The organism is Pragia fontium (genome assembly GCF_900638655.1).
GTDB lineage: Bacteria > Pseudomonadota > Gammaproteobacteria > Enterobacterales > Enterobacteriaceae > Pragia > Pragia fontium.
In genome coordinates this window covers 2,296,190-2,322,215 of record NZ_LR134531.1, presented here as the reverse complement: position 1 = coordinate 2,322,215, position 26,026 = coordinate 2,296,190, and the positions used below count along the sequence as shown (strand labels likewise).

At 44.4% G+C, this 26,026-nt stretch carries 23 protein-coding genes; 14 read left to right on the top strand and 9 right to left on the bottom strand.

Translation table 11 applies throughout. From position 1 onward, the window contains the following. Positions 1 to 181: 181 nt before the first annotated feature. Positions 182 to 922, top strand: a complete 741-nt coding sequence (locus tag EL341_RS09985; protein ID WP_232036551.1) for a VanW family protein — start codon at positions 182 to 184, stop codon at positions 920 to 922. Between the two features lie 121 nt (positions 923 to 1,043). Here the strand turns inward: EL341_RS09985 and allS are convergent, their stop codons facing one another. Continuing rightward, positions 1,044 to 1,982 (bottom strand): HTH-type transcriptional activator AllS, encoded by a 939-nt coding sequence (gene allS / locus EL341_RS09980; protein WP_047781239.1) that lies wholly within the window; start codon positions 1,980 to 1,982, stop codon positions 1,044 to 1,046. Between the two features lie 475 nt (positions 1,983 to 2,457). Here allS and EL341_RS09975 point away from each other — a divergent pair, with 475 nt between their 5' ends. Then, positions 2,458 to 3,810, top strand: coding sequence for an MFS transporter (locus EL341_RS09975; RefSeq protein ID WP_232036550.1), 1,353 nt, complete (start codon positions 2,458 to 2,460; stop codon positions 3,808 to 3,810). Between the two features lie 317 nt (positions 3,811 to 4,127). On the opposite strand, the gene allE is transcribed toward EL341_RS09975, so the two are convergent. The 4 genes from allE to allD form a co-directional block, all read right to left on the bottom strand. After that, positions 4,128 to 4,913, bottom strand: coding sequence for a (S)-ureidoglycine aminohydrolase (allE, locus tag EL341_RS09970; RefSeq protein WP_047781237.1), 786 nt, complete (start codon positions 4,911 to 4,913; stop codon positions 4,128 to 4,130). 88 nt (positions 4,914 to 5,001) lie between these two features. Then, positions 5,002 to 6,258, bottom strand: coding sequence for an MFS transporter (locus EL341_RS09965; RefSeq protein ID WP_197723502.1), 1,257 nt, complete (start codon positions 6,256 to 6,258; stop codon positions 5,002 to 5,004). A gap of 11 nt (positions 6,259 to 6,269) precedes the next feature. Then, on the bottom strand, positions 6,270 to 7,502 hold the full coding sequence (gene allC / locus EL341_RS09960; protein WP_047781235.1) for an allantoate deiminase: 1,233 nt from the start codon (positions 7,500 to 7,502) through the stop codon (positions 6,270 to 6,272). Between the two features lie 232 nt (positions 7,503 to 7,734). Further along, positions 7,735 to 8,784 (bottom strand): ureidoglycolate dehydrogenase, encoded by a 1,050-nt coding sequence (allD, locus tag EL341_RS09955; protein ID WP_047781234.1) that lies wholly within the window; start codon positions 8,782 to 8,784, stop codon positions 7,735 to 7,737. Positions 8,785 to 9,277: 493 nt separating this feature from the next. On the opposite strand from allD, the gene EL341_RS09950 reads away from it, so the two are divergent. From EL341_RS09950 to EL341_RS09935, 4 genes are all read left to right on the top strand, one after another. Beyond that, entirely contained in the window at positions 9,278 to 10,945 is a 1,668-nt protein-coding gene (locus EL341_RS09950; RefSeq protein ID WP_047781233.1) for an acyl-CoA synthetase FdrA, read from the top strand. 10 nt (positions 10,946 to 10,955) lie between these two features. Beyond that, positions 10,956 to 12,215, top strand: coding sequence for a YlbE family protein (locus EL341_RS09945; protein WP_047781232.1), 1,260 nt, complete (start codon positions 10,956 to 10,958; stop codon positions 12,213 to 12,215). An 86-nt stretch (positions 12,216 to 12,301) separates the two neighbouring features. Then, positions 12,302 to 13,162, top strand: a complete 861-nt coding sequence (locus tag EL341_RS09940) for a DUF2877 domain-containing protein (protein ID WP_114986729.1) — start codon at positions 12,302 to 12,304, stop codon at positions 13,160 to 13,162. A gap of 152 nt (positions 13,163 to 13,314) precedes the next feature. Then, on the top strand, positions 13,315 to 14,241 hold the full coding sequence (locus EL341_RS09935) for a carbamate kinase (protein ID WP_047781230.1): 927 nt from the start codon (positions 13,315 to 13,317) through the stop codon (positions 14,239 to 14,241). A gap of 116 nt (positions 14,242 to 14,357) precedes the next feature. On the opposite strand, the gene EL341_RS09930 is transcribed toward EL341_RS09935, so the two are convergent. Continuing rightward, the gene (locus EL341_RS09930) at positions 14,358 to 14,558 is read right to left on the bottom strand and encodes a 2-hydroxymuconate tautomerase family protein (RefSeq protein WP_047781229.1); all 201 of its coding nucleotides are present in this window, start codon (positions 14,556 to 14,558) and stop codon (positions 14,358 to 14,360) included. A gap of 182 nt (positions 14,559 to 14,740) precedes the next feature. Here EL341_RS09930 and EL341_RS09925 point away from each other — a divergent pair, with 182 nt between their 5' ends. From EL341_RS09925 to cobT, 5 genes are read left to right on the top strand one after another with little or no spacing between them, the layout of a single operon-like run. After that, positions 14,741 to 16,279 carry a cobyric acid synthase gene (locus EL341_RS09925; RefSeq protein WP_126467708.1) on the top strand — a complete coding sequence of 513 codons (1,539 nt, stop codon included), beginning with the start codon at positions 14,741 to 14,743 and terminating at the stop codon, positions 16,277 to 16,279. Beyond that, positions 16,276 to 16,836 (top strand): bifunctional adenosylcobinamide kinase/adenosylcobinamide-phosphate guanylyltransferase, encoded by a 561-nt coding sequence (gene cobU, locus EL341_RS09920; protein WP_114986727.1) that lies wholly within the window; start codon positions 16,276 to 16,278, stop codon positions 16,834 to 16,836. Before EL341_RS09925 ends, cobU begins: the two co-directional genes overlap by 4 nt. A gap of 2 nt (positions 16,837 to 16,838) precedes the next feature. Then, positions 16,839 to 17,588 carry an adenosylcobinamide-GDP ribazoletransferase gene (cobS, locus tag EL341_RS09915; protein ID WP_232036549.1) on the top strand — a complete coding sequence of 250 codons (750 nt, stop codon included), beginning with the start codon at positions 16,839 to 16,841 and terminating at the stop codon, positions 17,586 to 17,588. A gap of 30 nt (positions 17,589 to 17,618) precedes the next feature. Next, positions 17,619 to 18,206 (top strand): histidine phosphatase family protein, encoded by a 588-nt coding sequence (locus EL341_RS09910; RefSeq protein WP_164720455.1) that lies wholly within the window; start codon positions 17,619 to 17,621, stop codon positions 18,204 to 18,206. A gap of 31 nt (positions 18,207 to 18,237) precedes the next feature. Further along, complete coding sequence (cobT, locus tag EL341_RS09905) at positions 18,238 to 19,290, top strand: nicotinate-nucleotide--dimethylbenzimidazole phosphoribosyltransferase (RefSeq protein WP_126467704.1); 1,053 nt, start codon at positions 18,238 to 18,240, stop codon at positions 19,288 to 19,290. A 268-nt stretch (positions 19,291 to 19,558) separates the two neighbouring features. On the opposite strand, the gene EL341_RS09900 is transcribed toward cobT, so the two are convergent. Further along, complete coding sequence (locus tag EL341_RS09900; protein WP_053007609.1) at positions 19,559 to 20,269, bottom strand: autoinducer binding domain-containing protein; 711 nt, start codon at positions 20,267 to 20,269, stop codon at positions 19,559 to 19,561. A 282-nt stretch (positions 20,270 to 20,551) separates the two neighbouring features. Here EL341_RS09900 and EL341_RS09895 point away from each other — a divergent pair, with 282 nt between their 5' ends. Next, on the top strand, positions 20,552 to 20,980 hold the full coding sequence (locus EL341_RS09895; protein ID WP_074822104.1) for a DUF4902 domain-containing protein: 429 nt from the start codon (positions 20,552 to 20,554) through the stop codon (positions 20,978 to 20,980). A gap of 97 nt (positions 20,981 to 21,077) precedes the next feature. Next, on the top strand, positions 21,078 to 21,635 hold the full coding sequence (locus EL341_RS09890; RefSeq protein ID WP_047781224.1) for an acyl-homoserine-lactone synthase: 558 nt from the start codon (positions 21,078 to 21,080) through the stop codon (positions 21,633 to 21,635). 93 nt (positions 21,636 to 21,728) lie between these two features. Here the strand turns inward: EL341_RS09890 and cobO are convergent, their stop codons facing one another. Next, the gene (gene cobO / locus EL341_RS09885; protein WP_047781223.1) at positions 21,729 to 22,328 is read right to left on the bottom strand and encodes a cob(I)yrinic acid a,c-diamide adenosyltransferase; all 600 of its coding nucleotides are present in this window, start codon (positions 22,326 to 22,328) and stop codon (positions 21,729 to 21,731) included. A gap of 324 nt (positions 22,329 to 22,652) precedes the next feature. Here cobO and EL341_RS09880 point away from each other — a divergent pair, with 324 nt between their 5' ends. Then, positions 22,653 to 23,846, top strand: coding sequence for an amino acid aminotransferase (locus tag EL341_RS09880; RefSeq protein WP_074822107.1), 1,194 nt, complete (start codon positions 22,653 to 22,655; stop codon positions 23,844 to 23,846). Positions 23,847 to 24,246: 400 nt separating this feature from the next. On the opposite strand, the gene EL341_RS09875 is transcribed toward EL341_RS09880, so the two are convergent. After that, positions 24,247 to 25,968, bottom strand: coding sequence for an amidohydrolase (locus EL341_RS09875; RefSeq protein ID WP_074822111.1), 1,722 nt, complete (start codon positions 25,966 to 25,968; stop codon positions 24,247 to 24,249). Positions 25,969 to 26,026: the final 58 nt, after the last annotated feature.

Here is a 26,026-nt window from a genome sequence, read left to right as displayed (position 1 = left end):
ATGTTTATTGGCAAGTAACATGATTAAATTCAAAGCATTGGGTGATTTTTCTTCATCGTGTGGGGATAGATAAGCGACATCTAATGGATTCATCGATATTCTGATGGTTTATCAACTTCATATAAAACACATATTCTCTGGTTAGGCTGCTCTTATTGTATAAGCTAATGGATTAACCATCATGAGCAGGCCGCTTTCTTCATATCATCCGATTCTTTATTGGTTGCGCGTTAGGCAAAAGCGTCTATTTCGTCAACTGGGTTGGACATTTTCGCCGCGTCGCTATGCCAGTTTGAAAACGCCAGAGCAGCGACTCGACTATCGCTTTATTAAGCATACTTCTAAGCTGATCCGTCAATTAGGGAGCAGTGATATTGCTCTGCAGCATAACAAAGTGATTAACTTAAGATTAGCGACGGCGTCGACCAGCGGCATTATTATTCGTCCCGGTGAGTACTTTTCTTTTTGCCGATTAGTTGGCAAACCTACGGCGAAACGAGGATTTGTTGAGGGAATGGAGCTTTCCCATGGCGAGGCCCGTAGTGGCGTCGGCGGCGGTATTTGTCAATTAAGTAACCTGATTCACTGGATGGCCATTCATTCACCTTTGACGGTGGTTGAGCGGGCAAATCATAGTTTTGATCCTTTTCCCGATGAAGGGCGGATTCTGCCGTTTGGCTCTGGTGCAGCGATTTTTTACAACTATATCGATCTGGTTTTACACAATCCTACACAGGATACTTTCCAGCTTATCTTTAAGGTGGCCGATCATCAGTTAGAAGGGGAGCTGTTGTGTGACCGACCTCGTGAGGTGAAATATCACGTGTATCAGAAAGCGCACCGATTTGTGCTTATGGGGGACATGTATATCGTCAGAATGAGATTTGGCGCGATATCTCAACGAAAGGGCAGGAGCCGATAGTGTTGCAGTCAGAATGCCTTTATCGCAATAACGTAGTGGTAAAATATGATGTTGATACGCAAGAGCTACAGCAGGTCGTTGAGTAGGCGAATATTGTTCTCTCGCTCAACGACCTTACTAATTAAGCATGACGTTTAGTTGCACCTGGTGTCACATTTTGTAGAAAACCGTGGATAATAGGGTTATCCGATTTAAATAATGAAACGATATGATGAACAATCTGACCGTCTTTTTCATTGTTCCATGCCAGCGAGAGCTGAGAAGGATGGCGACTGTTCTGAATTGTTTTGGTGATGAGTTGCCCGGAGTTTAAATAAGGCTGACAGAGTTTACGCGGTAGAAAGCCGACGCCGAGGCCGTTAAGGTGGCACTTTAGTTTACTTCCCAGGTCAGGCACTTTTATCTCTTTTTGACCGGGTAACAGCCATGCAATACGTTTAGTCAGGTTTTTGGACGTATCTTCAATATTGATCGCTGGGTATCCACGTAGCATCTCTTCGGTCAGGACTTCCGGCCCTTTGGCTAATGGATGAATAGGGGCAACAACAAATACCCATTCTACGCCGCCCAGCGGTAGAATTTGAATATTATTGGACAGCGATTCGCTGCCGGTTGCCCCGATGGCCATTTGACAGTCGCCATACAGTAAGTTATCCCATACTCCCATATAGATTTGGCAGGAAACTTGAAATTGGGTGAAAGGGAATTTCTGATGTAGGTAGCTGAGTAGGCCAGCACAAGTATCTTCATCGTAGAGTAGATTGTTCACGACAATATTAACCTGACGCTCAATACCATCGGTGATCTGACGAAGTTCATTAGGCACGCTATCCAGCCAAGATAGCCACATTCTGCACTGTTCTAACAAATGAACGCCAGCGGGTGTTAGTGACACGCTACGGGTGGTGCGTAAAAAAAGCTGGGTACCGACATCATCCTCTAGCGTTTTTATCCGATAGCTGATTGCTGCTGGGGTTTTGTGCAATAACTCCGCCGCTTTAGAAAAACTGCTACATTCGGCAACTTTGATGAATGAGCGGATAGTATCGTGATCTAGCATAGTAAGCCTTTATGTTCCGTAACTGAATAATGACTAATTTGATGTGGCCATTCTCTTAATACCATGAATTTTCGCCTTATTCGCCTAACGAGTGTATTTGTTATGAGGTCAGTTTCAAAGTAGATTATTGAGATAAATTTTTTATATTAGTGATTTAACAAGGTTAAATCTTAAAATATGTGATCTGATACTTTTTGCTGATGTATTTACATTTTTTCATAACCATATGATTAGCATGGTTATTAAGTGGTACTTATTTATTCAATTAGTTATGTTGTCATGGCTAAAGTGTAAAATAAATGACTGGCTGTTAAGTCATAATAATTGTAAAATTTCTTTAATCAATAATTAATTGTATGGCAATATTTTTTAACTAATCCAGTTTATTATAAAAACTGTGTAATATCGCCGGTATTTCTTAATTCGTTTTAATTAAACTTCTCCTGCTGAACAGTTATAGCAAGGAGCTATGAAAGTGGAAACAAAAAACGCTGTGAAAACAGGATCTTTTTCATTAGATAGTGAAACAGAAAAAGATCGTATTTATTCCAAAATCGCTTGGCGAGTGATGCCAATATTGCTAATTAGCTATATTGTTGGCTATCTGGACCGGGTAGGGATCTCCTTTGCAAAATTCCAGATGATGCCGGATTTGCTTGGCGGTAATATCGCTATGGCTGAGTCGGTTTATGGGCTTGGCGCTGGCGTTTTCTTTATCGGTTATATTATTGCTGGTGTACCCAGTAATATTTTACTTAGCCGTTATGGCGCCAGAAGAATCATTGCCTTTCTGATGGTGGTGTGGGGAACGATTTCCATGCTAACCATGTTTATAACCACCCCTTTACAGTTTTATATTGCCCGTTTTTTACTGGGTATTGCCGAGGCCGGTTTTTATCCCGGTGTGATTCTCTATTTAACTTATTGGTTCCCCTCTAGCCGAAGAGCCAAAATGACCGCGTTGTTTGTGTGCGGTATTCCGGTAAGCAATATTATCGGTGGCCCATTATGTGGATGGATCATTGAGAACTTTGACGGTCTATTTAATTTATCCGGTTGGAAATGGTTATTTTTTGTTAGTGGCCCAAGAGCCGTAATTGTTGCTTTGATTATTTTTCTCTTTTTGGATAATACCTACAGCAAAGCAAAATGGTTAAGCCCAAGAGAAAAGTCATTAATTGATGATGATATGCAGAAAGCCAAAGTGTCATCAGATAACCAAAAAGCCCCGGTAAAGGAATGGACCACCCAAGAGATGCTGAAATCCTGGAATTTTAGCAAGATGTGTCTGATCTGTTTTTGTACCGTGATGGGGCAAGGTGGGTTGGCGTTTTGGGTGCCGACTATTATTAAGGATACCGGTGTGAATTCGGTATTTGAAATTGGTGTGATGACGATGTTCCCTTATATGTTAGCGGTGGTGGCGATGCTTTGGGCGGCACGTAGCTCGGATAAGCACCGTGAACGGCGCTGGCATATGATTGTACCGTTTTTGATTGCTGCGGTTGCGCTGGTTTGTATCGGTTTATTCCATGAAAATAAGCTGGTTGTGATGATTACGCTGTCAATTGCGGTCGCGGCAAGTCTGGTGCCTTCTCCGTTATTCTGGAGCCTGCCAAACGCTATTTTCACCGGTGGCTGTGCCGCGGCGGGAATCGCCTTGATTAACTCATTTGCCAATATTGGCGGATTTATTTCACCCTATATTATTGGGTATTTTAAAGAAATAACCGGTACCAATCTGGCGGCCATGAGTGTTTTGGCGGTAATGATGATTTGTGGCGCAATATTAACTTATAGCGTATCGCCTAAGCTGGTCAATAAGTAACAGATTGCAGGTATTAGCCTTGTTGATTGGTTAACCATTTTTACTCAGCGTGTCATAGTTCAATAACCCATCATTTCGGTAAAAGCCGGGGTGATGGGTTTTTGCTATTTGGTTTAAAGATTAGTGCCCATCTAGCATTTTGTTCCATCTAACACGTCATTCCGGTGGTCACCAGGATGACGGAATTCATCAGTTATGATGACATACAGGAGTGAAATACCTGCGCATTGGGTATAACGTTTATCGCATATTACTGTCAGTTAGCCATAAAAATGGCCGCACAATGGCGGCCATTTGGCAATTAACGGAATAAACGATTACAGTTCGGCATCCCGGTTACAGTCTTTAGAATAGATATAGCTAAATGGCTGATCGCCAACTGCATAGCCTGCCTGAAGGCAGTACGCCGCCATAAAGATGTAGTCGCCTTTTTTCACCGGCATCCAGTCATTATCCAGATTGTACATACCCGCACCGGTCAGAATGTAAGCACCGTGTTCCTGAATATGGGTTTCAATATAGCCGTGGCTGGCACCTGGTTCAAAGCTCAGGATATGCATATTCATATCAAAGCCCAGATCCTTAGGCAGCAGGTCTTTCAGAATAACGTTGCTCATGCCTTCATACTGGATGTTTTCCAGATTATTAACGTTATCAGAAACCACGATTGGTTCATGACCGGCCAGCGGTGAATATTTTCTCTTGTACAGGAACAGTTGGCTGTTTTTACCACCGTTCTCGTTTTTCAGATACATCAGCTTGCCCGGTGGGCAATACAGATAACCGCCAGTGCTCAGATTGAAGGCTTGATCGCCCGCTGAGGCTTTGACATTTCCGTCGATAACATAAACGAAAGTTTCAACGCCGGCTTCGCCATAGCCCGCTTCATTACGGCCGTTTGGCTGCATGGTGACGATATAGTCTACGAAAGAGGCACCCAGTTTAGGGGAGGATAAAATGGTAACGTCGCACTCTTCAAATCCGGGAACGATATTTTTGACTAAACCGTCAGTCGGAATTAACGCATAATTTTCACGTTTAATAACGGCACGGGACGCTAATAAATCCTTTGGATAACCCGTATTGTTATTGAAATAACCCATGACTTACTCCTATCTATCGAACTCTTTTTACTCGATTTAATAAAGAACAAACCGTCTTTATTGCGTTATGACATGTTTATACCTAGCGCTATTTATTTTTCTTCATGTTAGCCATAAAGAAGATAGCGGTACCGACAACTAAAATAATGGCGGAGATATAGAAGCCCATGACTTTTGAACCCATTTGGTCAGAGATAACGCCGGTCAGGAATGGAGCAATCACCGATGAACTCATACCAAAGAAGTTAAATACGCCAAATGAGGTGCCATAGCCGGTTTTAGGGGCGTTATCTGCTACATAAGAGATCAGAATAGGTTCAACCGCCAATTTACCCAGCAATCCGTACAGCACCAGACCGATAAGCAGGATGGTTGAGTTCGGTGCGATAACGGTTAAGATCAGCATCACTGCGGCACACAGTTCCAGAAAGATAATCAGACCAATCTTTCTGTCGCGGAATTTATCAGACATGCGGCTAAAGAACAGGGCGCCAGGGATCGCGGAGAAAGCAACCAGTGCTGAGGAGAAGCCAATGGCAACACCTTCAAAACCGCGCTCTTGTTGCAAGAAGGATGGTAACCAAGTCACGACCATGTAATAGCCATAACAAGTGGCAAAGTAAATCACATAGGCTGCAATCATTTTGCCGGTAAACAGGTTTTTCTTGCCGCCTGCGACAGGAACTGAAACGTCTTCTACCGGGGCTGCTGCTGCCTGAGTGACCGGTTTAGGCGCTGTTTGTGGTGTTTTTATTACAATAGCGAAAACCAATACCATGATCAGCAGAATGGCGGCAATCATATACAGCATCAGCTGCCAGTCCATTTGCAGACTTTTCACAAAGAAGCTGGACGCAATCAGACCGATACCCATACCAATCGCGGAACCGCTGTTGATAATGGCGGTCGATAAACCACGACGCTCGGCAGGAATATTCTCGGAGGAGAGAGAATAGGCTGAGCCGTAATAGGAACCACAACCGATACCCGCTAACAGGCTACCCAGATAGATCATCGATAGGCTGGTGGCATTACCGATAACCAAGGCTGCAATGGTAAACAGCAGGAAACCGGGAATTAATACGACTTTCTTGCCGAACTTATCCACCAAAATACCGGCTGGAATTTGCATCCCGGTATAGGCGAAGAAATAGAAACTGGCAATCAGCCCCATTTCAGCGTCGGAATGTTGACCGATAGTTCCCTGTATTTCAGGGAAAATAGGTGTTAATACCGTACGGTAAATCCAGATGGCGACCCAACCAAGGCAAAGGATGATAATAATCTTTTGCCAATACTCCATACCACCGGTTTTACTATTTTTAGCTACGCTATCCGCTTGCATAATATAAACCTCTAGTCCTGATAAGCTAATTGATACAGAGCTTGAGTTAAGGCTTTAACCCCTTCCACTAAGTCTTCTGTTTTGGTTTTTTCTGCCGGATTGTGGCTGATACCTTTAATACTTGGGATAAACAGCATGGCAGTAGGTACACGCGGTGCAAAAATCTGCGCATCATGACCAGCACCACTATGCATAACGCGGTAGTTGAGCTGTTCTTTATCGCAGATATTTTTCAACGTATCGACTAACTGAGGATCCATCGGAACCGGGGCTTCATCCATCCAGCGGTCGATTTCGATTTCCATCCCCATCTCTTTAGCGATGGCGCGCATATCATGTTCAATTTCTTCCGTGAAGGTTTTCAGATAGGCTTGGTCGGTATGACGACAGTCCATCGTAAACATCACTTCGCCAGGAACCACGTTAACGGTGTTGGGTTTAGGTACCACTTTACCGAAGGTTAATACCAGTGGGTCGCCAGCGGCTTCGGCTTTAGCGATAGATTCGGTACAAATGCGACTAAAACCGTATACCGCATCTTTACGATAGCGCATTGGCGTGGTGCCCGCATGGTTAGCTTGACCCTTCAGCGTAATGTTATAGCGACGCTGTCCAACAATGCTGTTAACCACACCAATGGTGTTGCCTTCATTCTCCAACACGCTGCCTTGTTCGATATGCAACTCGACAAACGCTTTAATATCTTTGCGTGCGGCGGTCTCATCCTGTTTAAAGTTAAAGCCCAGGCCGCGCATGGCATCGGTAAAGGAAACGCCGGCACCGTCTTTGATATTTTGTACATCTTCTTTTTTAGCCAAGCCAAACAGGTTTTTACTTCCCCAGAATACATAAGGGAAACGGCTACCTTCTTCTTCAGCCAGAGAAATAACTTCCAGAGTACGCAGTGGGGTACCGTACTTTTCTTTTAAATATTGTATTGCCAGGTAGGCCGCAATAATGCCGAAATGACCGTCGAGATTACCGCCGTTTACTACGCTGTCGACATGTGAACCAGACATAATGACTTGTTCAGGATATTGACTACCGGTTAAACGACCGGAGAGATTACCCACTTCATCAAATGAAACGTCTAATCCAATATCTTCAAATTTGCTTTTTAATGCCTGCTGAGCATCAAACCACTCTTTTGTGTAGAGTAAGCGCGTAATTCCACCACTAGGGACTGCGCCAAACTGGCTCAGCCAGTTCACATTATTCTCTACGTCCTGAATAATATTTTTCATGGTACCTTCGCCTTTATTGCTTAATTGGGTATCCAAATGAGTTTGTCTCAATTGGCATTACATTTAGGACACGTTATAAAATATGAATAACAAACTGCCTATTGGGTAAATAACTACCATCCAAGGAATTGATTAACTAATTGAACAAGTCACAACATACTAATTATTTTTCTCACCTGAATATAACAGGTGAGAAAAATTAATGATTAATTTATTTATTATTAATGATGAATTAATGTGCAAACGGATTCTTATGATCATAAGAATTGTTATACAGCGCATCTGAAATCAGGTAATCATATATTTCATCAACGATTTCAATGCCATTTTTATTGCTTTCATCTTCATAAATATCGCAGTTTTGTCCAGGATAAAGTACTTGCTTAACGCCTGGCGCAGGTCTAACTGCATTCAAGTCTGCCATGGTTTGCATAATATTTTTCTTGAAGGTTTCTGCATCGGTAAAGAATGAAGGATTAATCACGATATGCAACTGACCCAGATCGCGACCCTGAGTCAGGTCGTTATACATTGAGCTAACGCGGTTACCGAACGGTAGACCAAGCAGAATGCCAGACAGCACATCCACCATCATCATTAGACCATAGCCTTTTGGCCCGGAGAGGGGAACCAGCGCTTCAACTTCAAAAGGATCGGTCGTCGCTTCACCGTTGCTGTCTACTGCCCAAGTATCAGGGATGCTTTCATTACGTGAACGGGCATCAAGAATTTTACCCCAAGCCTGAACTGTTGTAGCCATATCAAACGTCATAATTTTGCCGTTTTCACCTGGTGCAGCGAACGCGATCGGATTGGTGCCGTAATAAACACCGGTACCGCCGAAAGGAACCGCCATCGGATCTGACTGACACAAGGAAATACCGACAACGCCTTTCTCTGCTGCCTGTTGCACAAAATAAGAGAGTGCGCCACTGTGACCAATTTGTCTGACGCCAACCACGGCAACGCCGTTTTTCTGAGCTAGTGCGATAGCTTCATCCATTGCCAGTTTGGCAGCAACATGGCCAACACCGTTATCACCGTGAAAAATACCTGAACAGGGACCAGTTTGTTCAAAATTGAACTGAGGATGGGTATTGGTACCACCTTTAGATATTCGCTCTGAATAATATTCTACTCGGACGGCGCCGTGTGAGTGAATTCCTCTGGCATCGGCATGAACCAGTACATCTGAAACTATAGAGGCATGTTCATCAGACAAACCTGCTTTAGCCAGTTTTTGTTGAATAAGTTGGTGTAATTTTTGACGTGTAACTTTCATTGGGCTTTCCTTATTAACATCCCGGAGTAAGCATTTATTTTGTATCGTACTATTCTATCTATTTCTATTTTGCGTAATACCATACCTGACTAAATAGGAAATTATGTGATCTAATTATCCTTTATTAGATAGTTAGATGTTTTTTTAAAATAAGCTACAGATACAAAAAAAATTTAATAAAGAACGAAAAGAACAAAATCAATATTAACATATTTGAAAATTTTTAAAATATAGCCGCCTCAATGGATTAAAATTTATGATAATAGGCTTAGTGTGACTTACCTCAACTTACGCCCCCAGTTTTATTTGTACTGTGTCCACAGCGTTAATCGTGTGATTTATACGAATTTTATGACAGCAAGTAATTACTTCTTATGATTGTTAAAATCATCTGAATAATTAACCAACTTAAAATTATTATTTGCAGTTTTTATTAATTTGTCTATTTCACTCAGGCAATGTATTCATGGTTAGGCTTCTTAAGGTGAATAAAATGATACATGCGTTTGTAAAAAAAGGGAGCTTTCAGGACTCGGTGAGCTTAATGATTATCTCCCGAAAACTGAGCGAGTCTCCTGAGGTCGATGAAGTATCGGTCATGATGGGAACCCCGGCAAATAAATCATTATTGGAAACGACGGGTTTCTGGCACGACATGTTCCTTGATGCAACACCTAATGATATCTGTGTTGCTATCCGTACTGATAATACCGATCCCGCTATTATTGATTTCATTAGCAGTGAACTAGAGGCATCGCTGGAAGCCCTGGCTCAGGGGCAGCGCGGTGGAAAAAAACTACTTAAGGTTAGGCGTTGGGACAGCGCACTGAAAAAGCTGCCTAAGGCCAATTTATTGCTGATCTCCATCGCTGGCGAATATGCCGCCGATCTGGCTGAGCAAGCCATTGATAGCGATAAGAACGTGATGATCTTCTCCGACAATATGTCGCTGGAAGATGAAGTTCGCTTAAAGAGCAAAGCCAGCAGCAAAGGCCTGATTATGATGGGGCCAGACTGCGGTACCTCCATTATTTCTGGTGCACCTCTGGCATTCTCCAACGTATTACCTCAAGGCAATATTGGCGTGATTGGTGCATCCGGTACTGGTATTCAGGAACTGGTTTCACAGGTTGCTCTCGCAGGGCAGGGGATTACCCACGCCATTGGTTTGGGCGGTCGTGATTTATCCGTTGAAGTGGGCGGCGTAAGCGCACTCACGGCGCTGGATATGCTGGCCAATGATACCAATAGTAAAGTGATTGCGTTTGTTTCTAAGCCTCCGGCTGAAGCTGTTCGCCAGAAAGTCCTTGATGCGATGAAGGCGATTAATAAGCCAATCGTGGCGTTGTTCCTTGGTGCTTCTCATGAAAAAGCACGCGAAGGTAACGTTTATCTGGCCAATACCCTTAATCAGGCTGCTGAACTGGCGGTAACGCTGGCTAAAGTCGAAGAGATGGCAGAACAAAGCAGTAAAGTGCCAGGCAAGAAGATTATGGGTCTGTACACCGGCGGTACGCTGGCGGCTGAATCGGCGATGTTATTGGCTGACCAACTGGGTTTACAGACGGATAGCGAACACGCCAAAGGTGTGATGCTGAACGCTGGCGGTCACAAAGTTATCGATTTAGGTGATGACTTCTACACCGTAGGTCGTCCACACCCAATGATTGACCCTGCGGTCCGTCAACAGGAAATTATCAAGCTGGCGGATTCAGCTGATATCGGCGTCTTGATGATTGACGTGGTGCTGGGATATGGCTCGCTGCTGGATCCTGCGGGTGCCGTAGTTGAAGCCGTGAAAAAGATGCACGCTAAACGCGGAGCTAATCAACCGATTGCCGTGATTGCCACCGTAACCGGTACAGAACAAGATCCACAGTGCCGTTCGGCGCAGGTGCAAATTCTACGTGATGGTGGCATCGTGGTATGTGAAACCTTACCACAGGCCGTATTACTGGCTAGCACCTTGATCGACACTATTCCTGCTGCTAAAGCGATTTCTCCGGCACCGTTACTCGAAGGTGTGAATGTGATTAATGCTGGTCTGAGAAGCTTTGCTGAAGATCTCCAGAGTAGCGATATTCCCGTCGTGCATTACCAATGGGCACCTGTTGCCGGCGGCAATGAAAAATTAGCTAATTTATTAAAAAAATTACAGTAAGGGCATTGATATGTATAAGTCTATTGCAGAAGCCAATACCGCAGTTATCGAACGTATTAAAGAGGCTCGTCCTCGCTGGATTGATGTTAAATCGGCTAAACAGGTTGTTCCTGTATTACAGAGCGGTCACAAACTGCTTCACGCCGGTCCACCGGTAGAGTGGAAATATATGAGTGGCCCAGTACGTGGCGCTTGTATCGGTGCTTGTCTGTTTGAAGGTTGGGCTAAGGATGAGAATGAAGCCTTAGCGATGCTGGACGGCGGCAAAATTGAATTTATCCCTTGCCATCACGTTGATGCCGTTGGCCCGATGGGGGGAATTACCTCCGCCAATATGCCAATGATCGTGGTTTATAACGCGGTGCACGGTAACTATGCCTACTGTAACCTGAACGAAGGTATCGGTAAGGTAATGCGCTTCGGTGCTTACGGTCCGGACGTGCAACAGCGTTTAGCCTGGATGCGTGATGTACTGGCACCAGTGCTGAGTGAAACTCTGCAAATGTTTGAAGACGGTATCGACCTGACTGCGATGATGGCTCAGGGAATTACCATGGGGGATGAATTCCACCAACGTAACATTGCGACCTCTGCACTGTTAATGCGTGCTTTAGCACCGAAGATTTCTCAGCTGAACCGCGGCAAAGAAGAGATTACTGATGTAATGCAATTCTTAAGCATCACTGACCAATTCTTCCTTAACCTGGCAATGGCTTACTGTAAAGCCGCTATGGATGCGGGTGCACAAATTAAAGCAGGTAGTATTGTTACCGCAATGACCCGTAATGGTCAGAACTTTGGTATCCGCGTGAGTGGCTTAGGTGACCGCTGGTTTACTGCACCGGTGAATACGCCACAAGGCCTGTTCTTTACCGGATTCAGTCAAGATGATGCTAACCCAGATATCGGTGACAGTGCGATCACTGAGACCTTTGGTGTTGGTGGTGCAGCAATGCTGGCCGCACCGGGCGTAACACGCTTCGTAGGCGCAGGTGGTATTGATGCGGCAACGGAAGTTACCGAGGAAATGAGCGAAATTTATCTGGAAAACAACATGTTACTGCAAATCCCAACTTGGGATTTCCAAGGCGCATGTATTGGGCTGGATATCCGTCGCGTCGTTGAAACCGGCATTACTCCATTGATCAATACCGGTATTGCTCATAAAGAACCGGGAATTGGACAAATTGGTGCTGGAACAGTTCGTCCGCCACTGGCTTGTTTTGAAAAAGCTCTCGAGGCTCTGGCTCAGGAAATGGGCGTAGAGTAATCGAAGGTTTGATGGGGCTGGGTATTGCTGAATTTAGCGGTACCCAGCCCGCTGTGACTTAACCAGACGAATTTACAGAGGATGTTATGCAGCAAAATCGTATTCGGTTTAGTCCGTTAGCTACCAGCCAACACATTAGCTTGATTGATGGCGAGGTGAAGTGCCACAGCATTTATTCAAAAGCGATTAATCTGGTGTTGGACAATGGGCAATTATTAACCTTGCAGCACGGTGTGCAGGCGATGAGTCCATTTGGCATGGTGCTACAGCAGGATGATTTTTGTTATCTGGCCGATAGCTTATTGATTGATCAGGTTGGGACTATTCAGCAGCAGCAAATTATTTTGGACGATATGCAGATAGATTGTGCTGAACGACGCTTGAGCCTAAAGGCAGAGTTAACTGGCACTATCAACGGTGAAAATCTGCAACAGGCGATGATTCAACATAATGGTTGCTGTGGCTTATATGGTGACTTAGCTGGGTTGGTCAGTTCACGATTAAATGATGAGTTATTAGCACTTCAACAAGGCTTTGTTCGTTGGTTATCCGGTGAATCTGTTAGTTGGCAATCTTTCGTAGGTAAAGGGCCGGGATTAACTCCCAGCATGGATGACACCTTAGTGGGTATGTTGCTAACGGCATACAGCGATCGGCGTTTAAGTCATCGGTTAAAGCAGCTGAGCTTTTTCAGTCAAGAAGAGCATCAACGGTTGGAACTGTTAACCACGATTGTCAGCGTGAATTATTTGTCTTATGCCGCACGGGGAATATTTGCTACGCCATCATTACGTTTATCCAGAGCGATGGTTGGGAATAGCCAGCATAAAATGATGATGTCAGTAAGTCAGTTATTAACATCTGGTCATCATTCGGGGGCGGATACGCTATTAGGCGTTTGGCTTGGTTATTTAGCCATCAATGATTATTTTTCTCAGGCTGCTTAATATCAATGAATAAATAAAATCATTAAATAGAGACATTATTTAAAAATATATTTAATGAATTTTTAAATGCTGTTTTTTCATTAATTTTATAAACCAATCAATAGGGCTGATGTTTAGCTCTGAGTACGCTTTTTATATTATAGAGGTGAATCATGGATAAGAGTAATAAGCAATATAAAACATTAGTGCTTGCATTGGGTGGCAATGCCTTATTACAGAGAAATGAAGTTCTTTCTGCGGAGAATCAATATAAGAATATTGCTGCAGTAGCAAAAGTGGTTAAAACCTTATCGGAAGACTATAACGTGGTTATTGTTCATGGTAATGGTCCACAGGTCGGTTTGCTGTCATTGCAGAATTTAGCTTATGAAGAAACTCCAGCTTATCCATTAGACATTTTGGTTGCTGAAACCCAGGGCATGTTGGGCTATATGATTTCACAAAGCCTGAGCGAAGAAGCTGGCATGCCGCCGGTTTCTTCGGTAATGACTCGGGTACTGGTTGATAACAACGATGAAGCATTTGCCGATCCAACCAAGTTTATCGGTCCGGTGTATAACAAGGAAAGCGCCGAAGAAGCCGCCAAGCGCTACGGCTGGATCATGAAAGAAGATGGTAAATATATTCGTCGAGTTGTGCCTTCTCCGATGCCGCAAAGTATCCTCGATCTTGACGCTATTAATGCGCTGATTGGTATGCGTCACGTCGTAGTATGTAACGGCGGTGGCGGCGTACCTGTAGTGAAGAATAGCGGTGCTGGCTATAAGGGAATTGAAGCAGTAATCGATAAAGATTTCTCGGCAGCGCTATTAGCGGCGGAATTAAAGGCTGACTGTTTACTGGTCTTAACCGATGCGGATGCCGTTTATCAGGATTGGGGTACGCCAAACCAGCGCGCATTACGTGATGTGACCACCGAGGAGTTAAAACCGTTTGCGGTTGCCGATGGTTCGATGGGACCAAAAGCTCAGGCGGTAATTGGCTATGTTGAAAAGAGTGGTAATCCAGCCTTTATCGGTGCGCTACACGATGCAGCACAAATTCTGAAGCGTGAGAAAGGAACCTGTATTCACCTGTAATCGCGTTGAGTATCTTACCAGAAACCAGAGAAACTCTGGTTTCTGGTTGTTCCAAATCGGCGGTAATTCAGCGTTTTTCTCTACCCCATATTTTGCTTCTGCTTAAAGCCAAATCGCTATTTGTTTTTTCTCAGTTCTGTCACCTGAACGCCACCGATTCCCCAATTATCAGTATCAACTTCATCAATAGTGACAACGGTCGTCGCTGGGTTTTTATTAAGTACATCAACCAATAATTGCGTTACCCCTTGAATTAGCTGTTGCTTTTGTTCAGCGGTCGCACCTTCTTTAGTAATTTTGATATTAACGTAAGGCATTAAGGTATTCTCCAGCGTGATGATAGAAAATAGAAAGATATGGCATTCAATATAATGGCGCTAAAAATGGTTTGCACCACAAACAATCTGCCATAGGTTGAGGTGTAATGCTAAAAAACGTTATTCTTGAGCCTAAAGTTGGTTTTTCATCACGTAGATAGACGTTGATCTTAAGGTAATTCATGACCGTATCAATCATGTTGCAAGGGACGGCCTCCGATGTTGGCAAAAGCGTTCTGGTAGCTGGGCTATGCCGGATCTTTTATCAGGATGGATACCGCGTTGCGCCGTTTAAATCGCAAAATATGGCATTAAATTCAGGGATCACCGCAGCCGGTGATGAGATGGGGCGTGCGCAAATATTTCAGGCGGAAGCGGCTGGCGTGGAACCTGATGTACGCATGAATCCAATACTGCTTAAACCCAGCAGTGATATGCAGGCACAAGTGGTGCTGATGGGGAAGGTCTTCAGCAGTATGGATGCGCAAACCTATCATCATTATAAGCCACAATTAATGGCACAGATTGAGCAGGTTTACCGCAGTCTGGCGGCTGAACATGACATTATGGTGCTGGAAGGGGCTGGTAGTCCGGCCGAGATTAACCTGCGGGATCGGGATATTGTTAACATGGGAATGGCCGAGCGAATTGACGCACCGGTTATTCTGGTGGCAGATATCGATCGCGGAGGGGTATTTGCATCGATTTACGGTACGCTGGCGCTACTGAATGATGAAGAACGTGCGCGAGTGAAGGGCGTAATTATCAATAAGTTCAGGGGAGATATTGCGCTGTTACATTCCGGTATTGAAATGATAGAGCAAATGACTTCAGTACCGGTATTGGGCGTAATGCCATTTATTGACTTGAATATTGAAGATGAAGATAGCGTTGGCCTAAGCCAGAACAAATATCGGCAACATGGCTATGCCAAATATGATGAGCTGGATATTGCAGTCTTACAGTTGCCATACCTATCGAATTTTACTGATTTTAATCCGTTGGCGGCCCAGCCGGATGTGCATCTGCGCTATGTGGCCCGCGGAGAAGCCATTGGTTATCCCGATCTGCTGATTATTCCCGGCAGTAAAAATACTCTGGGAGACTTAAGCTATTTGTATGAAAGCGGTTTAGATCTTGAGATAAAACGCTTAGCGGAATTGGGGATTCCTATTCTGGGAATTTGCGGCGGTTATCAAATGTTAGGCACTAAACTGTACGATGGCATTGAGTCAGGGATAGCAGAAATGCCGGGGTTAGGTCTGTTGGAGTGCGAAACCCGTTTTGCTCAACATAAAGTCACGACTCAAGTCGTGGGGATAACCGCATCATCCCCGCTGTTTAGTGATGGACTGGTGGTTCAGGGCTATGAAATTCATATGGGGCAAACCGTTCGAGCACCGGGCGTTAAGCCGTTCTGTCGTTTAACCTCTCGCAATAGTCAGCTTATTCATGAAGACGATGGTGCCGTTAGCTCTTCAGGCAATGTGATGGGAAGCTATATTCACGGTATTTTTGATGAAGGGGCATTTACCCGAAGCCTGCTTAATCAGCTACGCCAGTGTAAGGATCTCCCCCCATTGGCCGAGAATTTTTCATTTCTGGAAATGAAGCAGAAAGAATACGATAACCTGGCGATGCATATGCGAGCCCATATCGATATTGAACGTATCTATCAGATTATGGAGCAGCAAAGCGGCTGTAAGGTGAGGAAATCATGATTTTGATTACCGGTGGGGCTCGTAGTGGAAAAAGTCGTTTGGCTGAAAAGATGGCGAATGAACGTGCACTGAGTTACGGCGGCAATGTGCTATATATTGCTACGTCTCTGGCGACGGATGATGAAATGTCGCAGCGTATTGCGATCCATCAACAGACGCGACCTGCACACTGGCGAACCCATGAAGGGTATCGCCAATTAGGCAATGAGATTCGCCAACAGTCTGAATATTTTCCCGTTATCGTTTTAGAATGTATAACAACCATGTTGACCAATCTGATTTTTGAGCGAGCAGGAAACCAAGATCCTGAAACGCTGGATTACGATGATATTGAACGTTGGTTGGCCCCTCAAGTTGATGATTTATTGAAAGCCTGTAGCGAAAGTCGCAGTGATATCATCATTGTGACGAATGAGCTTGGCTGTGGCATTGTCCCTGAATATACGCTGGCGCGTCGCTTTTTGGATATTGCGGGTCGGGTTAATCAGCAATTGGCTCAGCAGGCTGATGAGGTCCATTTTGTGGTGTCTGGTATTGATATGAAGATTAAAGGTTAACAATGAAATACATCAAACTCTTCTTGGTTTCACTACAGTTATTGACGCGTATTCCGGTTCCCTCACGCTATACCGATGATGTTGATATCTCAGAGTATCACCGAATGACGGTGGTTTTCCCATTGACCGGATTAACCGTTGGTTTCATTAGTGCGTTTGTTTTTGTTTTGACTCAGCTCTGGTGGGGTAATCTGCTGGCGGCAACCTGTGCGGTCCTGACCATGGCGATGATCACCGGCGGATTTCATCTGGATGGATTGTCTGATACGGCGGATGGCATTTTTTCTTCCCGACCACGGGAACGGATGCTAGAGATTATGCGTGACAGTCGAATAGGCGTTCAGGGCGCGCTGGCGCTGATATTTAAAACCGCACTGCACATTTTTGCCGTATATCAGATAGCCGAAAGCAAGCCTGCGGTGGTGGGGTTATTGATTATTGCTCCAGTGGTCAGCCGCTCGCTCAGCGTATTATTAATGTATCGTCAGAACTATGCGCGTGAGAGCGGAATGGGCAATCTGTTTATTGGCAAGATTGGTGGCGGTGAGTTTTATCCGGCATTGATTATTGGCGCTATTTTGGTGTTTCTGTGTATTGGTGGATATGGTGTTTTGATGGCCGCAGCAACCGGGGTTATCTTATTGATTTACCGCGCCCTGATTCAAAATAAGCTGGGCGGACAGACCGGGGATACGTTAGGGGCCGGTATTGAAATTGCTGAATTGCTGTTTCTGTTGTTGATGGCTCACTAGGTTATGAGGCTGTATTTGGTTCGGCATGGTATGACTGAGATTAATCAGCGGGGTGTTTACTTCGGGTTAACCGATCATCCACTGAACGAGGAAGGTATCCGGCAGGCCGAATCACTGGCTCAGAGGCTATCGCTTATCCAGTTTGAACAGGTTATTACCAGCGGTTTGTTGCGAACTCAACAAACCGCGGCTTATATTTGCCCATTAAACCGTGAATCCCATCAGGTATTGGCAGGGTTAAATGAAATCAGCTTTGGTCAGTGGGAAGGGCGGCATTATCAAGAGTTGGAACAGAATGATGCCGAGCACTATCTTGCCTGGTGTAATGACTGGCAAGGGATCGCGCCGCCGGAGGGTGAAAGTTTTAATCAGTTCTCTCTAAGAGTTGAACAGACATTTACCTCTTGGTTGAAACAAGCTGAAGCGGCGGCCTTACAAAACGTGTTGTTGGTAGGGCACCAAGGGACGTTGCGCTGTATTTTGCTTTCTCTGCTAAATATGCCTGCGGAGGCATTTTGGCACTTTACTTTCCACCATGACGCCTATAGCGTTATCGACATTCATCAGGGGCATGCCGTGATTCGACATTTGAATACTCACGGTGAGGCGACTGCCTGATTTCTCTTACTTCCTTAAGGTTTTCAATGTTATGAGTATGCTGTCCCAGATTATTAATCAAATTCGTCCGTTAGATACGCTATCTATGCAGCAAATGACGGAGAAGCTGGATGAACTGGTCAAACCGATTGGTAGTTTGGGGCGTCTGGAGCAGCTTGCCATTCAACTTAGCGGAATATCTGGACGTACTGATATTGCCTATCCCCGTAAACAAATCATTGTGATGGCCGCCGATCACGGCGTTTATGCTGAAGGTATTTGTCAGGCACCTCAGGCGGTTAGCCAGATTCAGATGGTGAATATGGTCAAAGGGAAAGCCGGGGTTAATGTATTGGCAAAACAGGCAGGCGCTGAGGTTTTATTGGTGGATTGCGGTATTGATTCAGCGCCTATTGAAGGGGTGTTAAATCATAAGGTTGCACGGGGCTCGGGCAATATTGCCAAAGAAGCCGCCATGACGCGGGATCAGGCGGTAGCACTGATTGAACGCAGTGCCGCTTTAGCTATGGAACAGGTTAATCAAGGCGTTGATTTACTCGGCGTTGGGGAACTGGGGATGGGAAATACCACCTCGGCCGCTGCGATTGTTAGCGTATTGTGTCACGCCGACCCAGATGATGCCGTAGGTATCGGGGCCAATTTAGCGCCGGGACGCCTACAACATAAAATTGATGTGGTTAGACGAGCAATTGAAATAAATCAGCCCGATGCTAAAGATGGTATCGATGTCTTAGCAAAAGTCGGTGGCTTTGAACTTGGCGGTATGGCCGGGGTGATTATTGGTGCTGCTGCGGCCGGTGTTCCTGTGGTGCTGGATGGTTTTCTGTCGTATGCGGCGGCACTGATTGCGATGCAAATAGCGCCAACGGTACATCCTTATTTGATTCCTTCTCATTGTTCTGCGGAGAAAGGGGCTCAATTAGCGCTTAATTATCTTGGTGTGCGCCCTTATCTTGATATGGAGATGCGATTAGGGGAAGGCAGCGGGGGCGCCATGATTTTGCCGATTATTGACTCAGCCTGCATGATTACCCGCCAAATGGGAACGCTATCAGAGTGTGATATCACGTTATCCATTGGCTGAGCAGGGATTGAAACAGGACAAATGATTATACAGTGGCTAATATTATATCTTTTTTAGTCGATAGTGCTAACTAAGTAAAAATAGCTAATGTGTTGTTTTTTATTCGGCATTACTAAGAAATTACCACCCTATCAATTGCTTATTATTCGATCGAATAGATCGAATAATTTAATTTCATTAAGAGATTATTCTGAAAAATGGATAAAGATGCTCATGGACAGCTGTGATTATCCACTTTGATGATAGTTATTTTACTAAATTAAAATAGTTAAAGCAGATTAAGAACCATTGCTTTGACAGTAGCCGCCGTTTTATTTGAAACCGATAACTTTTTCAAAATATTGTTTACATGGAAATTAACTGTTCGATCGCTGATAGACATTAAAATTGATATTTCATTGGACGTTTTTCCTTCAGCCGTCCAGCGTAAAATATCTTTTTCTCTTTTAGTCAGTTGATAATCAAGAGTGGCCGTTTCCAGAGGCATTAAATACTCAGCCAAATGGTTATGGGCTAATTGGGATAACCAAATAAGAGAGGGAGCCTGAAGCAGTAATGTTTTAGATGTATGATTTTGATTTGCGCTGGCAAAGGTCAACATACCCATTCTACCGTGATTATCTTTTTGGGACTGGGATATACCGTGATGAATACCAAAAGATCTGGCTTCTTCCCAAAAATAAGGCACGTTTTTAAAAACTTCAGCTTGCCAAAACAATACCTGCGTTGTTTGTGCACAGTGTTGAACGGTAGGATCTATTTCAATATAGCTATTGCTTGAATAGGTTGAATTCCAGTCATCGGGATAATTATTAATAACCTGTGGCTTATTGGATGAAATGGGATACGTATGCCTCACACCGTAAGCACAGTATTCAAATCCAAGATTATTGACTGCTTTTTCTAGTGTGTTAAAGAAGGCGTCCTTATCCTTGGCTTTTGATAAATTCTCATATGTCTTATATAAATTAATTTTCAAAACCCTTCCTTTGATTGCAATGCATTCATATATTACCCAGAACAGATTAAACACAGCCAGTGCATAGTATAACAACAGTATGAGTTTATTTCATATTACAGGTAGTGTATATGTCAATAAGCCAGACCGTTGATTGAATTATACAATTATAGTTAGTGACTGACTCGTTCGAGTAACTAGTATACTAATATTATAATGTAGGGCTGTAAACGAAATAAGTCCTGATAATCAATGTTGATCACAAGTTAAAATTTTTATCAATTAAACTGCAAGGAGCTAAGAGTGCAAAATAAAAGAGATATCAACAAAGCCAACAGCAGTGGTAATAATGTCATCATGGATGACCTTAGAGTTAAGGTACACATTGATTTTTTTGAACATATTGAATTTATTCATCTGCACTCTGCGGTCTATGAAGAACCGGCTAATCAGCACTTTCTTGGAGGAGTTGCAACGGTGATTAATGGCTATACCGAATGGGTGAGCCAAACATCTCCCGTGATATCAATTGGTTGGGATTGGGAATTGCGTTATGAAAATGCGTGTTGCCAATATGTAAAAATTGGTCCGGTTTTTAGCAACGTCGTTTTTCATGCTAGTGAGTCGACGTCGCCCATTCAGGATGAAGAGGCGTGGACCCAGCAATTGCTGGATAACAAAATCGCTCAAATAGAGTGGCAAAGCAAAACAGGACAGTATATCACTCAATAAGCAACTCTTATAGCTGTTAGATCTGTCAGGTTACTATCCATAATCCAATGTTATTAATATGTTTTTCCACGCAGTTAATAATATAGGAAGACAAATTATGGAATTTTTATCCGGTTCAACAAATAGCTTACCCGGTGGATTAGAAAATGAACTTGCGGCTTATCGTTATAAAGTTTTTGTGGAAAAATTAGGCTGGGAATTAGACACTCCGGTCGGATATGAAAGGGATCAATTTGATAAACCAGAAACCATATATGTTGTTGCCAGAAATAGTAAAAAAGAGATTATTGGATGTTCCAGACTGTTACCAACCAGTGAACCTTATCTATTGAGTGAGATTTTTCCTGAGCTATTAAATGGAACGCCTCCTCCACACTCGCCTTTTATTTGGGAAATATCAAGATTTTCGGCAATGGATCTTAAGGCTACGAGTATGGAGAAGCAGGCGGGAAGTTCATCTTCGGCCATTGCGGTAGGATTGCTAAGAGAGTCAATCAATTATATCAAGCAGTTTAATGCGACAACAGTAATTACCGTGTCTCCGCTGGCGGTAGAACGATTAATTAAAAGAGAGGGCTATAAAGTTCACCGGGGCGGAGCGCCGATGTTAGTGGATGGACATCCGGTCATTGCCTGCGTTATTGATATTACTTAATCGATAAACGTTGCAATAATATCATAGCCAGTAAGGTGGTTTTTATAGAGATACCTTATTGGCTATATTGATGATTGTTTATAAATGCGTGGGTTACCAGTCGATACCTTTTCTGGCCTGTAGACCATGCTCAAATGCATGTTTTACCGAGCGCATTTCTGTCACCGTATCCGCCATTTCTACCAGGTTACGGTGGCATCCACGTCCAGTAATGATAACGGTTTGCCCGGAGGGGCGCTGTTGTAGTGCATCAATCAGTTCATTCAGGACGATATACCCATAAGTAATCATATAGGTGATTTCATCCAATACCACCAAATCTAGCGAGGGGTCAGATAACATTCGCTTACTGTGTTGCCAGACTTCCTGAGCCGCTAAGGTATCACTCTCTTTATCTTGAGTATCCCAAGTAAAGCCAGTTGCCATGACCTGAAACTCTACACCATTACGCGAAAGTAAATTACGTTCGCCACATTCCCAAGTTCCTTTAATAAATTGGGTTACTGCTGCTTTCTGACCGTGGCCAACGGCTCTGGTAACGGTACCAAACGCAGCAGTACTTTTCCCTTTACCATTTCCGGTACAGATGATTAACAATCCTCGGTCTTCTGTGGCGGCAGCAACCCGACTATCAACCTGTTGTTTAATTTTTTGCTGACGTTGTTGGTAGCGGTCATTACTTTGGATTGTCATAATATTGTTACTCTTTTGAGAATAAGAAATGCTAAGAGTAGCAACCAGGCTGACCTTTTATCTAGTTTTATTCTACGTGGTGGTTGAAAAGCGTAGCTTTAGCCAGATAATGTTACCGTTTTGCTCAGCTTTTAGGGTATTAGATTCAGCCATTATGTATTAGGCTATATCTTGTCATAACAGGTAAGTACCGTTAGCAGTGATTTAAGCGTGTAGTTAATTACCGGGTACAGTTTCAAAGAGCTACTATCAGGTCTGGAAAAGAGCGATATCACCAGATCATTAATTAGACAGCAAAGGACACAGCTAAATAAGGGGTCAGAAATGTTTCAGCACGTCAAAGCCTATGCCGGCGATCCAATTCTTTCATTAATGGAAGAGTTTTCGAAAGATACTCGTGAATCAAAAGTTAACCTGAGTATTGGTTTGTATTATGACGAACAGGGCCGGATTCCTATCTTAAACTCGGTGGCTCAGGCGAAAGAGCGGTTATTTAAAACCAATCATGACCCGCTGGTCTATTTACCTATGGATGGTATGCCGTCTTACCGTACCGTCACGCAACAACTGTTATTGGGGGAAGGGCATCCGGCTTTGGTTGCCAACCGAGTAGCAACCATTCAGACGTTGGGCGGCTCTGGGGCATTGAAAATAGGTGCTGATTTTCTGAAAGCCCATTTTCCTGATTCTGAAGTTTGGGTAAGTAATCCGACGTGGGACAACCACGTAGCCATTTTTGAAGGGGCGGGTATTAAGGTCAATCGCTATCCTTATTTTGACAGTGAAACGCGCGGCGTGGCCTTTGAGCAAATGCTGGCTACGTTGAAGACCCTACCAGCAAAAAGCATTGTATTGCTACATCCTTGTTGTCATAACCCAACTGGAGCCGACTTGATACCGGCGCAGTGGGATCAAGTGATCGCCGTATTGGCCGAGCGTCAGCTCATTGCATTTATGGATATCGCTTATCAAGGGTTCAGCGAAGGTTTAGATGAAGATGCTTATGCGATTCGTTCCGTGGCATCAGCGGGCTTACCGTGCCTGTTATCGAACTCTTATTCGAAGAACTTCTCCATTTATGGCGAACGCTGTGGTGGACTATCGGTGTTCTGCGATGACGCTGATGAAGCCGTAAGAGTGCAGGGGCAGTTAAAAGCGACGGTGCGTCGTAATTATTCCAGCCCGCCGTTAGACGGTGCGCAAATTGTTTCGCTGGTACTGAGCGATCCACAGTTAAAAGCGACTTGGATGGCTGAAGTGAGTGAAATGCGCAATCGCATTATACAAATGCGCCAAAAGATGGTGGATGTGATGTCTCAAGCATTACCGGGGCTTGATTCAAGCTATCTGGTTAAGCAAACGGGGATGTTTAGCTATACCGGATTAACGCCAGAACAGGTTGATCGTCTGAAGAGTGAATTTGCTATCTATCTGGTTAGAAATGGTCGGATGTGCCTGACTGGACTGAATAGTCAAAACGTGGAGCGGGTTGCTCAGGCGTTTGCTGCGGTGATGTGAGTTATCTGTTTCGGATATTCTGATTGAACAATAAAAATCCGCTTAACTTATTCAGTTAGGCGGATTGAGACTGCTGACAAAGTTATTTAATTTGATTTCAGTGAATATTTCGTCCGTAAAAAGAATGTCGGAATATTCACTTTTTCTTACGGACGAGAGGCGATTTTTTTGAGTTCAACGGGCGTCAGGCCTACGATTCTTAGGGGCGCTTCGGCAGCTAAAGCTGCTACGACCCCAACAGACAACGCCGTCAGGAACGGCGTTGAACAACACGAAGTGTTGGCCCGAAGGGCAGGCTACAGGGCGTAGCCTGTAATCCTCTCCTTCCGTTTATGTTTAGTCAATCAACCTGCCCAATCTTTAGGGCTTGTCATCAAATCTAACGTAATGTATTTCCGTATTACTCTGCAATATAAACGGTTTTTCCACCAACGATGGTACGTAACACCGTGACATTCTCAATATCTTGCGCTGGAATATCAAAAACGTTTCGGTCAAGTACGATCATATCGGCAAATTTACCCGGTTCTAATGAGCCAATAACGTCTTCGCGATGCTGGGCATAGGCGGAGTCGATAGTGGCGGAGCGCAGAACTTCGGTTACGGTGAGATTGCGATCGTTATCCAGACGCGGCGGTGTTACGCCGTTAACCGTACGACCTTGACGAGTAGCGGCGACTTTCAGATCGTACCATTCATCTAACCCATCAATTGGCCAGTCGCTACCAAATGCCACGACGGCACCAGCATCGATAAACTTGGCAATTGGTTCCAGCTCTTGAAAACGAGTTTCTCCCAACATATGCCGTTCAGCGATAATCAGTTCCGGGGTAGGGGCTGCCCACTGGAATGACAGGCAGGCAATGGCACCCAAACGAGCAAAGCGCTGGTAGTCGTTGGCATTCACCAGTTCGTTATGCGCCAGCCCTGGGCGAATATCTTTATCCGGATGAGCGGCACGCATTTTTTCAATGGCATCCAGCGCGATGGAAACTGCGCCTTCACCGACGGTATGCAGATGGGGATCAAACCCGGCAGCGGCAATTTTTTCCATCAGTTCATCAAGAATCTCAGGAGTGAAATAGAGATCGCCATAACGGTCGGTTAACTGCCAGTCTGGCGCCTCTTCTGTACCTTTATTGATGGTATAAGGCTCAAGCAGTGATGCGGTCATGGTTGGCGGTTGTAGAACACCATCAACAAACATTTTGATATTGTGTAGACCAATACCTGGCTCTGGGGTCCACTCTGCCTGATGATAACGGTTAGCGAACTCAACGGCTTTGTCGACGGCAGCGGCAACGGCTTCTACGCTATGGGCGTCATCCGGGGTGATTTCACGGGCGGCCTGAAAACGAACCGTCAGCTTATTTTGCTGTTGTAATACACTGAACGCATCAAGTTGCTTCGGTGAAACGCGGGCATCCATCACAGTCGTGACGCCTTGCGCATTCAGCACCTGCTGCACCAGTTCGGCAACTTTTACTGCCTGTTCAGCATTTAATGATGGAATACTGTCAACGGCGCGCATCGCCGGGGCATCTTCCAGAATACCGTTGAGCTCACCGTCGGCATATTTACCTATTTTGCCATCGCTAGGTTCTGGGGCATTTTTGTCGATGCCAAATAGTTCCAGAGCGCGGCTATTGGCCAACATAGTGTGACAGTCATTGGAGAACAGAATCACCGGGCGTGAGGTATTCAGGCGATCCATATCCGAACGATACATATCCGTACCGGCAGGCAGCATTCCCTGACGTAACCACGCGGTAACTTTTAACCAGTCGTTCTCACCTTTCAGCACATCTTTATCCAGATGTTGCTGCACACGCTGTAAGATTTGTTCAATCGTCAACGATTCGTAATTAAGATGACAGCCGGATAGTTGTTCACCGCCCCAAAATGGATGCATATGCCCATCAATAATACCCGGCATCATCATCTTACCCTGCAAGTCTATCTGCTGGGTTTGTGGTGTAATAAACCCTTGTAGCTCTTGCTCTGTACCACAGGCCAGAATTCTTCCTGAGGCGATAGCAACGGCTTCAACCACGCGGTTTTCAGCATCTGCCGTATAGATATATCCATTAAAATAAATGACGTCGGCCATTTTATTACTCATCGTCAAACATCCACTTATTGAAACATTGTTGTAAATTGCTGGCGTGTATGGATTCACG